This is a genomic window from Pseudomonas frederiksbergensis (genome assembly GCF_001952935.1).
Taxonomy (GTDB): Bacteria; Pseudomonadota; Gammaproteobacteria; order Pseudomonadales; family Pseudomonadaceae; genus Aquipseudomonas; species Aquipseudomonas frederiksbergensis.
Genome location: NZ_CP018319.1, coordinates 924,752 through 937,316, shown reverse-complemented (window position 1 = coordinate 937,316; position 12,565 = coordinate 924,752). Strand labels below are relative to the sequence as shown.

13 protein-coding genes are annotated in these 12,565 nt (G+C 59.1%); 9 read left to right on the top strand and 4 right to left on the bottom strand.

Annotated features, from left to right (window positions below):
* Nucleotides 1-57: 57 nt before the first annotated feature.
* On the bottom strand, nt 58-528 hold the full coding sequence (locus PFAS1_RS04710) for a MaoC family dehydratase (RefSeq protein WP_054044906.1): 471 nt from the start codon (nt 526-528) through the stop codon (nt 58-60).
* 42 nt (nt 529-570) lie between these two features.
* Nucleotides 571-1,515, bottom strand: a complete 945-nt coding sequence (locus tag PFAS1_RS04705) for an alpha/beta hydrolase (protein ID WP_076028372.1) — start codon at nt 1,513-1,515, stop codon at nt 571-573.
* Between the two features lie 228 nt (nt 1,516-1,743).
* Here PFAS1_RS04705 and fadD2 point away from each other — a divergent pair, with 228 nt between their 5' ends.
* Together fadD2 and fadD1 are read left to right on the top strand one after the other, a co-directional pair.
* Complete coding sequence (gene fadD2 / locus PFAS1_RS04700; RefSeq protein WP_076028371.1) at nt 1,744-3,432, top strand: long-chain-fatty-acid--CoA ligase FadD2; 1,689 nt, start codon at nt 1,744-1,746, stop codon at nt 3,430-3,432.
* Between the two features lie 362 nt (nt 3,433-3,794).
* Nucleotides 3,795-5,495, top strand: coding sequence for a long-chain-fatty-acid--CoA ligase FadD1 (gene fadD1, locus PFAS1_RS04695; protein WP_074879350.1), 1,701 nt, complete (start codon nt 3,795-3,797; stop codon nt 5,493-5,495).
* Between the two features lie 202 nt (nt 5,496-5,697).
* On the opposite strand, the gene PFAS1_RS04690 is transcribed toward fadD1, so the two are convergent.
* The gene (locus PFAS1_RS04690) at nt 5,698-6,075 is read right to left on the bottom strand and encodes a hypothetical protein (protein ID WP_076028370.1); all 378 of its coding nucleotides are present in this window, start codon (nt 6,073-6,075) and stop codon (nt 5,698-5,700) included.
* 199 nt (nt 6,076-6,274) lie between these two features.
* Between PFAS1_RS04690 and PFAS1_RS04685 the strand changes: the two genes are divergently transcribed.
* The 3 genes from PFAS1_RS04685 (at nt 6,275) to def (ending at nt 8,130) form a co-directional block, all read left to right on the top strand.
* Entirely contained in the window at nt 6,275-6,466 is a 192-nt protein-coding gene (locus PFAS1_RS04685) for a CsbD family protein (protein WP_076028369.1), read from the top strand.
* Between the two features lie 171 nt (nt 6,467-6,637).
* Complete coding sequence (locus PFAS1_RS04680) at nt 6,638-7,594, top strand: YihY/virulence factor BrkB family protein (RefSeq protein ID WP_076028368.1); 957 nt, start codon at nt 6,638-6,640, stop codon at nt 7,592-7,594.
* Entirely contained in the window at nt 7,591-8,130 is a 540-nt protein-coding gene (gene def, locus PFAS1_RS04675) for a peptide deformylase (RefSeq protein ID WP_076028367.1), read from the top strand. The genes PFAS1_RS04680 and def overlap by 4 nt, the downstream gene beginning before the upstream one ends.
* Nucleotides 8,131-8,142: 12 nt before the next feature.
* Here the strand turns inward: def and PFAS1_RS04670 are convergent, their stop codons facing one another.
* Nucleotides 8,143-8,568 (bottom strand): GNAT family N-acetyltransferase, encoded by a 426-nt coding sequence (locus PFAS1_RS04670; protein WP_076028366.1) that lies wholly within the window; start codon nt 8,566-8,568, stop codon nt 8,143-8,145.
* 420 nt (nt 8,569-8,988) lie between these two features.
* Here PFAS1_RS04670 and PFAS1_RS04665 point away from each other — a divergent pair, with 420 nt between their 5' ends.
* The 4 genes from PFAS1_RS04665 (at nt 8,989) to PFAS1_RS04650 (ending at nt 12,544) form a co-directional block, all read left to right on the top strand.
* Nucleotides 8,989-9,930 carry a fatty acid desaturase gene (locus PFAS1_RS04665; protein ID WP_076028365.1) on the top strand — a complete coding sequence of 314 codons (942 nt, stop codon included), beginning with the start codon at nt 8,989-8,991 and terminating at the stop codon, nt 9,928-9,930.
* A 138-nt stretch (nt 9,931-10,068) separates the two neighbouring features.
* Nucleotides 10,069-10,860, top strand: coding sequence for a phosphate/phosphite/phosphonate ABC transporter substrate-binding protein (locus PFAS1_RS04660; protein ID WP_076028364.1), 792 nt, complete (start codon nt 10,069-10,071; stop codon nt 10,858-10,860).
* Between the two features lie 131 nt (nt 10,861-10,991).
* The gene (locus PFAS1_RS04655; RefSeq protein WP_076028363.1) at nt 10,992-11,534 is read left to right on the top strand and encodes a sigma-70 family RNA polymerase sigma factor; all 543 of its coding nucleotides are present in this window, start codon (nt 10,992-10,994) and stop codon (nt 11,532-11,534) included.
* Nucleotides 11,531-12,544, top strand: a complete 1,014-nt coding sequence (locus PFAS1_RS04650; RefSeq protein WP_076028362.1) for an ABC transporter substrate-binding protein — start codon at nt 11,531-11,533, stop codon at nt 12,542-12,544. Before PFAS1_RS04655 ends, PFAS1_RS04650 begins: the two co-directional genes overlap by 4 nt.
* Nucleotides 12,545-12,565: the final 21 nt, after the last annotated feature.

Genomic DNA, 12,565 nt, shown 5'->3' with positions numbered 1-12,565 from the left:
GTCCCGGGCTGCATTCCCACGCGGAGCGTGGGAACGATCAACGATCAGGTCCCCCAATCAGCCAATGCTGATCGCCGGCAAGACAGGCAACGTCACGGTCTGCTGCTTGCGCGGCGCCAGAATCTCCGCCTCGCCATCCACTACCAACTCATCGCGCTGGTTAAACACGCGAGTGGCAATCCGCACACGAAACTTGGGCAGCTTCTCGAGGATCTCCAGGCGCACGGTCAGCGTGTCGCCAATCTTCACCGGCTTCTGAAAGCTCATTTGCTGACCGATATAAATAGTCCCCGGCCCAGGCAACTCGCAGGCAACGGCAGCGCTGATCAGCGCGCCGCTGAACATCCCGTGAGCGATGCGCTCCTTGAACATGGTGCCAGCGGCGAATTCAGCGTCCAGGTGCACCGGGTTGTGATCGCCGGACATCGCGGCGAACAACTGAATGTCGCGCTCTTCGACCGTCTTGCTGTAGCTGGCGGTCTGGCCGACTTCAAGGGCCTCGTAAGGGGTGTTGGTAACCTGGGTCATCTGTTTCAATTCCTGTCACGAATAAATAAATTCAAAAAAAAACTATTCCGATCTGGGTGGCCGGCGGTGGCTCAGCGCCTGGGCGATCCAGTTCAACACGTCATTGATCACTTCATCGCGATTGCTCTCGTTGAACAGTTCATGCCGTGCCTGCGGGTAAATAGTCAGTTGCAGGCTCTGGCTGCCGGCAGCGCGCAGCGCATGGGCCAGATCCTTCAGACGCTTGCCATCGCTGACCGGATCACATTCACCGCCGATGACCAGCAACGGCAGGCCCGGATCAATCTGAGCGAGATTGGACGCTTTGCTGATTTGCTGCAACCCACCGAGCAAATCGATCCACAGCTGATTGGTGCAGCGAAAGCCGCAGAGTGGGTCATTGGCGTACAGGTCGACCTCTGCCGGGTCGCGGCTGAGCCAGTCGAACCGCGTGCGCACCGGTTTGAATTTCTTGTTGAACGAACCGAACGACAGCCATTCGATCAGCGCACTGCGACCCTTCGGGCCCTGACGCAAACGTTCCAGCCGCGCAATCTGCCGCGCCGCGCGATAGAGCGCCACCGGTTGGAAGTTCGACCCGCTGAGAACAGCGCCGTGCAGGCTGGCGCTGTGGTGCAGCAGATAGGCCTGGGCGATGTAGCTGCCCATGCTGTGACCGAGCAGCACAATCGGCACTCCCGGATGTTGTTGGCCGATGTGCTGGTTGAGGCTCGCCAGGTCGCCGACCACCTTGCACCAACCGTCATCGTCGGCGAAATGGCCGAGCGTCCCGTTTTCGGCAGTTTTGCCATGTCCACGCAGATCAGGTGCATACACGCCGTAGCCCTGATCACAGAGTTTTTCCGCCAGACGCACATAGCGGCCACTGTGTTCCGCCATGCCGTGGGCCAGCAGGATCACGGCTTTTAAAGGTGCGGCGGGTAGCCACTGGTTGACGAAGAGGCGGCTGCGGTCACTCGCGGTCAGCCAGAAAGTGTCGTGGATCATGGCGATTCCTTTGCTCAGGGTCGAAACAGTGTATAGCGCATCCCGTCGCTGGCGTCTGATCAGGCCACGCCACGGCAGCAAGATTCACACGATCAATGTCGACCGTGCGCATATTTGCCTGATTCGCCATAGCTGCTAGTGTCCGTGGAGTCCCGCTTTTTCGCTCTTTGTTTTTAAGAAGGGCAGAAAAGCGGCCCCGGATAGGTTCAGGTAAAGAGGACAAGAACAATGCAACCTGATTTCTGGAATGACAAACGCCCGGCCGGCGTGCCCCTGGACATCGATCAAGGGGCCTACAAGTCGGTGATCGAGGTGTTCGAGCGTTCCTGCAAGAAATTTGCTGACCGCCCGGCATTCAGCAACATGGGCGTAACCCTGACCTACGCCGAACTGGAACGCTACAGCGCAGCGTTCGCCGGTTACCTGCAAGCCCACACCGACCTGGTGCCGGGGGATCGCATTGCGGTGCAGATGCCCAACGTCCTGCATTACCCGATTGCCGTGTTTGGAGCCCTGCGAGCCGGGCTGATCGTGGTCAATACCAACCCGCTGTACACCGCGCGGGAGATGCGTCACCAGTTCAAGGACTCCGGTGCCCGGGCGTTGGTGTACCTGAACATGTTCGGGCAGAAAGTCCAGGAAGTGCTGCCCGACACCGACATCCAGTACCTGATCGAAGCGAAGATGGGCGACCTGATGCCTACCGCCAAGGGCTGGCTGGTCAATACACTGGTGAGCAAGGTCAAGAAGATGGTGCCGGCGTACTCCTTGCCGCAGGCCACTTCCTTCAAGAGCGCGCTGCGCCTGGGCCGGGGCTTGGGTATCAAGCCACTGAAGATCGGGCTCGACGACATCGCCGTGCTGCAATACACCGGCGGCACCACCGGCCTGGCCAAGGGCGCGATGCTGACCCACGGCAACCTGGTGGCCAACATGCAGCAAGTGCGGGCGTGCCTGGAGCAGTTCGGCAATGACGGCCAGCCGCTGTTGCGCGAAGGGCAAGAGGTGATGGTCGCGCCGCTGCCGCTGTACCACATCTATGCGTTCACCGCGAATTGCATGTGCATGATGGTTTCGGGCAACCACAACGTGCTGATCACCAATCCACGCGACATCAAGGGCTTCATCAAGGAGCTGAAGAACTGGCGGTTCTCGGCCCTTTTGGGACTCAACACGCTGTTCGTCGCGCTGATGGATCACCCGGATTTCAAGACCCTGGATTTCTCCAGCCTCAAACTCACCAACTCCGGGGGCACCGCGCTGGTCAAGGCCACGGCCGAGCGTTGGGAACAGCTCACCGGTTGCCGCATCACCGAAGGTTACGGCCTGACCGAAACCTCGCCGGTGGCCTGCACCAACCCCTACGGCGACAAGTCGCGCCTCGGCACGGTCGGCCTGCCGGTGCCGGGCACCACGCTGAAAGTCATCAACGACGAAGGCGTCGAGCAGGCGCTGGGCGAGCGCGGCGAACTGTGCATCAAGGGCCCGCAGATCATGAAGGGTTACTGGCAGAAACCCGAAGCCACCGCCGAAGTGCTGGATGCCGAGGGCTGGTTCAAGTCCGGCGACATCGCGGTGATCGACCCGGACGGTTTTGTGCGCATCGTCGATCGCAAGAAAGACATGATCATCGTCTCGGGTTTCAACGTGTACCCGAATGAGATCGAAGACGTGGTGATGGCTCACCCGAAAGTCGCCAACTGTGCGGTGATCGGGGTGCCGGACGAGCGTTCGGGGGAGGCGGTGAAACTGTTTGTGGTGGCCCGTGAAACGGGGGTCAGTCTTGAAGAGCTGAAGGCTTACTGCAAGGAAAACTTCACGGCGTACAAAGTGCCCAAGCACATCGTCTTGCGTGAGTCGTTGCCGATGACGCCGGTGGGCAAGATCTTGCGGCGGGAGTTGCGTGATATCGCCTGATCGTTGAATGGCCGCGCTTCGCGCGGATCGCGGGCAAGCCACGCTCCCACAAGGTTCTCGGTGATCCTGTGGGAGCGGGCTTGCCCGCGATGCTTTTAGAGGGCGAAAAGCCCGGTTTTACAAGGCTTTCAAGGCGGTATAGGATTTTTGCTCTAAAATGACCGCCTGCTATTCTTGAGTCATTAAAGTGACTGTAGAGGCGGTTTTTGGCTCTAGTCGGCCCTTGGCAAAGCTGCTACTCTCGGCGCGCTTTTGTGACTTCTCGGCCTATATAAAAGCCAGATTCACCAATAAAAAACACACACCAATAATAATCGCATCAAATGCGGTGATGAATTCGCGTTGCTGAGGAGTGGGCTTCCATGATCGAAGACTTTTGGAAGGATAAGTACCCTGCCGGGATTGCTGCCGAGATCAATCCAGACGAGTATCCGAATATTCAGGCGGTGTTGAAGCAGTCCTGCCAACGCTTTGCCAACAAACCGGCGTTCAGCAACCTGGGCAAGACAATCACCTACGGTGAACTGTACGAATTGTCCGGTGCCTTTGCCGCTTACCTGCAACAGCATACCGACTTGCAGCCGGGCGATCGAATCGCCGTGCAGCTGCCCAACGTGTTGCAGTACCCGGTCGCCGTCTTCGGTGCCATCCGCGCCGGGCTGATCGTGGTCAACACCAACCCGCTGTACACCGCGCGGGAAATGGAACACCAATTCAACGACTCCGGTGCCAAAGCCCTGGTCTGCCTGGCCAACATGGCGCACCTGGCCCAGCTCGTCGTGCCGAAAACCGGCGTCAAGCACGTGATCGTCACCGAAGTGGCCGACTTGCTGCCGCCGCTCAAGCGCCTGCTGGTCAACAGCGTCATCAAATACGTGAAGAAGATGGTCCCGGCGTATCACTTGCCCAAGGCCATCAAGTTCAACGACGTATTGAGCAAGGGCCACGGCCAGCCAGTCGCCGAAGCCAACCCGGCCAGCAGCGACGTTGCCGTGCTGCAATACACCGGCGGCACCACTGGCGTGGCCAAGGGCGCGATGCTGACCCATCGCAACCTGGTGGCGAACATGCTGCAGTGCAAGGCGCTGATGGGTTCCAACCTCCATGAAGGTTGCGAGATCCTGATCACGCCGCTGCCGCTGTACCACATCTATGCCTTCACCTTTCATTGCATGGCGATGATGCTGATCGGCAACCACAACATCCTGATCAGCAACCCGCGCGATTTGACGGCGATGGTCAAGGAACTGTCGAAGTGGAAGTTCAGCGGTTTCGTCGGGCTCAATACGCTGTTTGTCGCCCTGTGCAACAACGAAGCCTTCCGTAAGCTGGATTTCTCTGCACTGAAAGTCACCCTGTCCGGTGGCATGGCCCTGCAACTGGCCGCCGCCGAGCGCTGGAAAGCGGTCACCGGTTGCGCCATCTGCGAAGGTTACGGCATGACCGAAACCAGCCCGGTGGCCACCGTCAACCCAATCCAGAACATCCAGATCGGCACCATCGGCATTCCGGTGCCCTCGACCCTGTGCAAAGTCATCGACGATGCCGGCGTTGAACAGCCGTTAGGCGAAATCGGCGAGTTGTGTGTGAAAGGTCCGCAAGTGATGAAGGGTTACTGGCAGCGTCAGGACGCCACCGATGAAATCCTCGACAGCGAAGGCTGGTTGAAGACCGGTGATATCGCGCTGATCCAGCCTGACGGTTACATGCGCATCGTCGATCGCAAGAAAGACATGATTCTGGTCTCCGGTTTCAACGTGTACCCGAACGAACTGGAAGACGTGCTCGCGACCCTGCCGGGCGTGCTGCAATGCGCAGCCATCGGCGTGCCGGACGAGAAGTCGGGCGAGGCGATCAAGATCTTCATCGTCGCCAAACCGGGCGTGACGCTGACCAAGGAACAGGTGATGGAGCACATGCGCGCCAACGTCACCGGCTATAAAGTGCCGAAAGCCGTGGAATTCCGCGATGCGCTGCCGACCACCAACGTCGGCAAGATCCTGCGCCGCGAGTTGCGCGACGAAGAGCTGAAGAAGCTCGGCGTGAAGAAGGTCAGCGCATAACCAACAAAAAGCCCCGCAGATGCGGGGCTTTTTGTTTAATGCGATATCAGACGTGCCCTTGTGGCGAGGGGGCTTGCCCCCGTTCGGCGGCGAAGCCGTCGTAAATCAGTTGAGCGCGGTACATCTGACGAAACCGGGTTGCTGGTTTTGGGGCCGCTTCGCAGCCCAACGGGGGCAAGCCCCCTCGCCACAGGGATTGCTGTTACAGGCGGAACTGCGCGAAATTGACGTTGGTACCCGCCGGGCGCATGTCCTGGAGGTACGAGTCCTTGTCGGCGCTCAGTTCCAGGCTCAGGGCCGCTTTGCGTTTACCTTCGTTGCGCACCACCAGGCCTTCGAGCTTCTCGCGCAGGAACACCGTCGGCACTTTCAGATGCAGCAGTTCGTCGGTTTCCGGGGTGTGCATCAGCAGGTGAACCCACTCGTACTGACCAACGGCCAGGCGCGCGACCGGAATATCGAACCACCAGATGTTGCGATTGCGGTTCAATTCGGTGAAATGGCAGTTGTTGACGCCAAGCACAGCTCCGCCAAGTTCCTGGTTTCTGCGGGCAATGGCCTGCTTTTTATCGAGTTTCATAGCATTCCTACGGGATTGGATCTTCAGCGCCATGGCCTGAATACGTTGCGCATTCTCGGGGGTTGGCCGGCAAACATAAAGCCCAACCTGCATTGAGCGATGAAATGTCGCCGTGAAAATAAATGAAACTCCGTGCAAACGCTTCCGGTCAATCCTTGTGTAACGACTTTTCCGTTGAATTGTTCAGAGGAGAAACACCATGGGCAGCACTGGCGATAAAGTAAAAGGCATGGCCAACGAAGCCGCCGGCAACGTCAAGCAAGGCGTCGGCAAGGCCACCGGTAACGAAAAAATGCGCTCTGAAGGCGTCGCTCAGGAAAGGAAAGGCGAAGCCCAGCAAGCGGTCGGCAAAGCCAAGGATGCTCTTAAAAAAGGCATCGACAAGGCCTGATCAGGCCTTTGATGAGCAGCAGAAACGGCCATCCGCGGATGGCCGTTTTTGTGCCAGCCTGAACTTGCACAGGGAATTTGTTTCAAATTCGCCAAGTAGGCTACTTTGATGTAGAAAACGGCCCCTGAGTCGCCACGACTTCAACCAAATTTGCGGCGAAAGGAGACGCTAATGTTTTTCCCACACATGAAAGGTCAGCGCCTGCACCGTGTCATGGTGCGCACGATCACCGAATTCGTCGACGACGAGATGTCGACCTATGCCTCGGCACTGGCCTATCAAATGCTGTTCTCGCTGTTCCCCTTCATTCTGTTCCTGATCGCCTTGATCGGTTTCCTGCACCTGCCTGATTTTTTCTCCTGGCTGCGCCTGCAATCGGAACTGGTCCTGCCGCCCCAGGCGCTGGAGCAGGTGAACCCGGTCATCGACCAGCTCCAGCAATCCAAGGGTGGCTTGCTGTCGGTCGGTATCGTGATCGCCCTGTGGACCGCGTCCGCCGGTGTGCGGCTGATGATGAGCGCGATGAACGCCGCCTACGACGTGGTCGAAGGCCGGCCGGCGTGGAAGCGTTTCCCACTGTCGATTTTCTACACCATCGGCATCGCCGGCATGCTCTTGATCGCTGCTGCGCTGATGGTGCTCGGGCCGCAGGTGATGGGTTGGATCGCCGCGCAAGTCGGCCTCGAAGATTTCATCGTGACCCTTTGGACTATCGTGCGCTGGCCGGTGGTCGTGATTCTGATGATGATGGCGGTGGCGCTGATCTACTACGTCATGCCCGACGTCAAACAGGAGTTTCGCTTTATCACCCCGGGCTCGGTGCTGGCGGTGGTGGTGTGGATCCTTGCATCGGTAGGCTTCGGTCTGTACGTCAAAACATTCGCCGACTACAACGCCATGTATGGCAGTATCGGCGCGATCATCGTGCTGTTGCTGTACTTCTATATTTCCGCCGCGGTGCTGTTACTCGGCGCGGAGATGAATGCCGTGATCGAACACATGTCGACCGAGGGCAAGGATGATGGCGAAAAATTCCCCGGCGAGCACAGCCACGAACCCAAACAACATGTGTCGGGACTGGGTCGGGACCACTCGATCAAGCCGACCAATGACGAAGTCATCAAATGATCCGTGAAATCCTCAAAATGGGCGATGAACGCCTGCTGCGCATTGCCCCGCCGGTGCCTGCCGAAATGTTCGACAGCCCGCAGCTGTGGCAATTGATCGACGACATGTTCCAGACCATGGAAAGCGTCGGGGGCGTTGGCCTGGCTGCGCCGCAGATCGGGGTCGACCTGCAACTGGTGGTCTTCGGTTTCGAGCACAGCGAACGTTACCCAGACGCCGAAGCGGTGCCGCAGACAATCCTGATCAACCCGCTGATCACGCCGTTGAGCCCGACGCTGGAAGAGGGTTTTGAAGGTTGCCTGTCGGTGCCAGGCCTGCGCGGCGCGGTGGATCGCTATCAGCACATTCGATACGAAGGTTTCGACCCCAAAGGGCAGCCAATTGTGCGCATCGCTTCAGGTTTCCACGCGCGGGTGGTGCAGCATGAATGCGATCACCTGATCGGCCGGTTATACCCCTCGCGAATTACCGACTTCAGCAAGTTCGGGTTTACCGAAGTGATGTTCCCGGATCTCGATCCGAACGCAGACGATTGATTCGAAAATACCTCAAGTCGAACTCTCCAACGGATTCAGGCCCATGGCGATCATCGGTTTGCTGCGTGCGTAACGGCTCAAGCGTTCGACCATGGAGTAGGGCAGCGGCGGATCGAAGGTAAAGCCGCGACGTTCATAAAACCCGCGCAAGTCCGGATGACAAAACAGCCACACCGGGCCTTCAAGCTCCTTGAGCGCCTCGGCGATCAACGCCGCAGCGATGCCCTGTTCACGACAAGTTGGATCGACGAACAAACCCGTCAGCCAGTGCCCGTCCGCCACCGGTCGCAAACACAGTGCGCCGATGATCTCCTCGCGCCTGGCCACCCAGAGTTGAGCGTCGCGGACCGCTTTCATCGACGATTGGTGAGCTCGATAAAACTTGTTCATCAAGGGCCACAAAGGCTCGGCGAGCAAGGTGTACTGGGTGTTGGGCATGGTCTTCGACTGTCGGTGCGCAAAGCGGGCGATTATAAAAGAACGCGCGCGCAGCGATAGGTGTATACCTGATCTCACATCCCGTATGAGTGGAGTAAGTATCATGGCCAAAGGCATGGATTCAAAAAAAGCGGCAAAGAAAAAACCGGCAAAAACCGCCGATGAAAAGCGCGCGGACAAGAAGGCCAAGAAGGTGGATGTGTTCGGTCATTGATCCCGCATTGATTGATCGCTTGATCGTTCCCACGCTCTGCGTGGGAATGCAGCCCGTGACGCTCCGCGTCACTGGACGCAGAGCGTCCCTAGAGGCATTCCCACGCAGAGCGTGGGAACGATCGTCATACGATTCCTTGAAATAATCTGCAAGATTTTCCTGCGTCATTGCACAGAAGGGGACTGGTCCCCGATCTGAGCAACGCCATGCCCCATTACTTCGATACCGCCCACCGTGAAGAAATCGAAACCCTGCGCCAACGCCTGACCGCTCGCACCGAGTGGCCGACCTGGATGCTGCTGATCGGCGTGTACGTCGGCTGGTTCAGCATCGTGCTCGCCAGTGGCTGGTTGGGCCTGTGGTGGAGCACCGTGCTGTTGGTTCCGTTGGTGGTGCTCTGGTTGTCGGTGCAGCACGAATTACTTCACGGTCACCCCACCCGCTGGACATCCCTGAACAAGATCCTCGGCTACGCGCCGTTCGCCGTCTGGTATCCCTACACCTTGTATCGCGACAGCCATTTGCTGCATCACCGCGATGAAGACCTGACCCTTCCGGGGCGCGATCCCGAAAGCCGTTACCTGAGCGCCGAGCAATGGCAGGACAGTTCGCTGTTCGAACAAGGCCTGCACTGGCTGAACAAAACCGTACTCGGACGCTTCGCCCTCGGTGCACCTCTGGCCTTGCTGGCTCTGGCTCGAGAAGAGTGCCAGCGTCTGAAAGCAGGTAAGCGGCAGGCCTGGTTGATGTGGCTGACCCACGGCACGATTACCCTGCTGATGATGCTGATCATCGCCCGCTACAGCGTGTTGCCGGTGTGGCATTACCTGTTGCTGATCAGCGTGCCGGCGCTATCGATTGCCATGATTCGCTCCTACTATGAACACCGCCCCCACGCCGAGCCCGAGCAAAGGACGGTCATCAATGAAGCTGCCTGGCCGTGGCGCTGGCTGTTCCTCAACCTCAATCTGCATTTGGTGCATCACGACTTGCCGGGCCTGCCCTGGTACGACTTGCCCCGCGCCTACCGCGCGCGTCGCGAGCAATGGCTGGCGCGCAGCGGCGGGTTTCTGGTGCAGGGTTATGGGCAGTTGTGGCGGGAGAATGGGGTGAAAGCGATCGATAGCCCGCGACATCCATTCCACTGAGGCATGACCACCACATAACCCTGTGGGAGCGGGCTTGCCCGCGAATGCAATCGGCCTGACAACAATGATGTTGGATGTGCCGGCCCCTTCGCGAGCAAGCCCGCTCTCACAGAGAATTTCGGTGCCGGGAAATTTTCGATGACACAACACCTCGCTGAACTACTGATGTACGTCGCCCCCGAACCCATCCGCGAGGCCAACGAGCGCTGGCTAACGCGAATGCTCGAGCGACTGGATGCCACCCGCCGCAACGCCGAGGGCCTTTCGCTGATGGACCTCTGGCTGTCCCCGCACCTTCTGCTGACCCAAACCTGCGGCTATCCGCTAATGACCGCGTTGCGCGGTCGGGTCCGGGTCGTCGGTCGTCCTCGCTATGAGCTGCCGGACGCTAACGGCGGCGACCATTGCAGCCTGTTGCTGAGTCGAACCGATGATCCACGGCGCAGCCTGCCGGCCTTTCGCGACAGTCGTGGGGTGATCAATGGCGAAGACTCCAACAGCGGCATGAACCTGCTGCGTCATCGGCTGGCGCCGCTGCATCAAGAAGGGCAGTTCTTCGCCAGTGTCGGTACCAGCGGCAGCCACCGCGAAAGCCTGCGCGGGTTGCGTGAAGGGACAGCGGACCTGGCGGCCATCGACAGCGTTACCTTCGCCTATCTGGCACGGCACGCCGAAAAAGAAGTGGCCGGCCTGCGGGTCATTGCGCGAAGTGCGTTCAGTCCGACCTTGCCGTATATCACCGTCGCGACGGTCACCGATGAACAGGCCGAGGCGCTGAGGCAGATGATGAATACGACGTTGCAAGAATTGCCCGAAGTCAGGGACATCCTCGGTCTGCATGAGGTATTACCGGCCAGCGAAAGCGACTATCAAATCGTTCTCGACTATCAGCAAGAAGCGGAAGCTCTGGGGTATGGGCGATTGCGGTAGGAGGGAAGATGTTCAATTCCATAGCGGAATATAAACATGCCTTTTAAATATTATTAATGAATAAGGCTCCTTGCTAGGATCGCGTCACCGGATCACCGGACATTCAGCGACCCCTAACCCTTGGAGCCTCTGTGTCCGGCACCGACCTTTCCCATCGCAACGACGTGGGCGGATTGTTCCGCGCGCATTACCCCTGGCTGTGCGCACGGTTGCGCCGGCATCTGGGCGCCAGTTCCAGCGTCGAAGACATTGCTGCCGAAACCTTTCTACAGCTGCTCGAATCGCCGGGGCTGACCCCGATCCGCGAGCCTCGTGCCTTGCTCACCACCATTGCCCAGCGGTTGATCTATCAGCTCTGGCGCCGCCGTGAGCTGGAACGCCAACACCTCGATCAGTTGCAACACCTCGATCAACAGCAAGCGATTTCACCCGAAGTTCGGGTGCAACTGACCCAGGCCTTGCATGGCCTCGACCGTACGCTGGAGTGCTTGCCGGGCAAGGTTCGCGCAACGTTTCTGTTGTCGCGAATCGACGGTCTGACTTACCCGCAAATCGCCGCCGAACTGGGCATTTCCCAGCGCTCGGTCAGCGTTTACATGACTCGCACTCAAGCCCTGTGTGCCCGGCACCGCGCCAACCAATCCTTGAGTTCCCTGACCCGGAGGTCCGCATGAGATCGATCAAAACCCTGCTCGGCAGTTCGCTGCTGGCCCTGAGCCTTGTGGCAACCCACGTTCCCGCCGCGGAGAAAACTGCGCCGATCCATTTCGGTGATATCACCTGGGAAAGCGGCAGTCTGATCACCGAAATCCTGCGATTGATTGTCGAGAAAGGTTACGGCTATCCGACCGATACCCTTCCGGGCAGCACCGTCAGCCTCGAAGCGGCGTTGGCCAGGAACGATATTCAAGTGATCGGCGAAGAGTGGGCCGGGCGTAGTCCGGCGTGGGTCAAAGCCGCCTCGGAAGGCAAAGTGTTTGGGCTGGGCGACACGGTCAAAGGCGCCACCGAAGGCTGGTGGGTGCCGGAATACGTGATCAAGGGCGACCCCGAACGCGGCATCAAACCCCTGGCCCCGGAGCTGAAATCCGTCGCCGACCTGGCGCGCTACAAGGACGTGTTCCGCGACCCGGAAGACCCTGGCCGAGGCCGCTTCCTCAATAGCCCGACGGGCTGGACCTCGGAGATCGTCAACAGTCAAAAACTCAAGGCCTATGACCTGACCGACAGCTTCGTCAACTTCCGCACGGGTTCTGGCGCGGCATTGGATGCCGAGGTGGCTTCGTCGATCCGCCGTGGCAAACCGGTGCTGTTCTACTACTGGTCGCCGACGCCGCTGTTGGGGCGTTTCAAACTGGTGAAACTTGACGAGCCGGCTTTCGACGCCGAAGCCTGGAAGACCCTGGCCGATGCTAAAAACCCGAATCCCAAAGGCACGCGGTCGATGCCGGCGAACCTGGCGATTGGTGTGTCCGCGCCGTTCAAGGCGCAGTACCCGGACCTTGTGGCGTTCTTCGAAAAGGTCGACCTGCCGATCGATCTGCTGAACCAGACGCTCGGCCAGATGAGCGAAAAGCGCCTGCAACCGCGTCAGGTCGCTGAAGCGTTTTTGCGTGATCAGCCACAGATCTGGACGGGCTGGGTGCCGGGGGAGGTGGCGACCAAGGTGAGTGGGAGTTTGTAGTTTTTTCTGATGCTTCAGCGG

Excerpts from the sequence above, each read along its gene's own strand:
- PFAS1_RS04710 (WP_054044906.1), bottom strand. The coding sequence starts at position 528 with ATGACCCAGGTTACCAACACCCCTTACGAGGCCCTTGAAGTCGGCCAG.
- PFAS1_RS04705 (WP_076028372.1), bottom strand. The coding sequence starts at position 1,515 with ATGATCCACGACACTTTCTGGCTGACCGCGAGTGACCGCAGCCGCCTC.
- fadD2 (WP_076028371.1), top strand. The coding sequence starts at position 1,744 with ATGCAACCTGATTTCTGGAATGACAAACGCCCGGCCGGCGTGCCCCTG.
- fadD1 (WP_074879350.1), top strand. The coding sequence starts at position 3,795 with ATGATCGAAGACTTTTGGAAGGATAAGTACCCTGCCGGGATTGCTGCC.
- PFAS1_RS04690 (WP_076028370.1), bottom strand. The coding sequence starts at position 6,075 with ATGAAACTCGATAAAAAGCAGGCCATTGCCCGCAGAAACCAGGAACTT.
- PFAS1_RS04685 (WP_076028369.1), top strand. The coding sequence starts at position 6,275 with ATGGGCAGCACTGGCGATAAAGTAAAAGGCATGGCCAACGAAGCCGCC.
- PFAS1_RS04680 (WP_076028368.1), top strand. The coding sequence starts at position 6,638 with ATGTTTTTCCCACACATGAAAGGTCAGCGCCTGCACCGTGTCATGGTG.
- def (WP_076028367.1), top strand. The coding sequence starts at position 7,591 with ATGATCCGTGAAATCCTCAAAATGGGCGATGAACGCCTGCTGCGCATT.
- PFAS1_RS04670 (WP_076028366.1), bottom strand. The coding sequence starts at position 8,568 with ATGCCCAACACCCAGTACACCTTGCTCGCCGAGCCTTTGTGGCCCTTG.
- PFAS1_RS04665 (WP_076028365.1), top strand. The coding sequence starts at position 8,989 with ATGCCCCATTACTTCGATACCGCCCACCGTGAAGAAATCGAAACCCTG.
- PFAS1_RS04660 (WP_076028364.1), top strand. The coding sequence starts at position 10,069 with ATGACACAACACCTCGCTGAACTACTGATGTACGTCGCCCCCGAACCC.
- PFAS1_RS04650 (WP_076028362.1), top strand. The coding sequence starts at position 11,531 with ATGAGATCGATCAAAACCCTGCTCGGCAGTTCGCTGCTGGCCCTGAGC.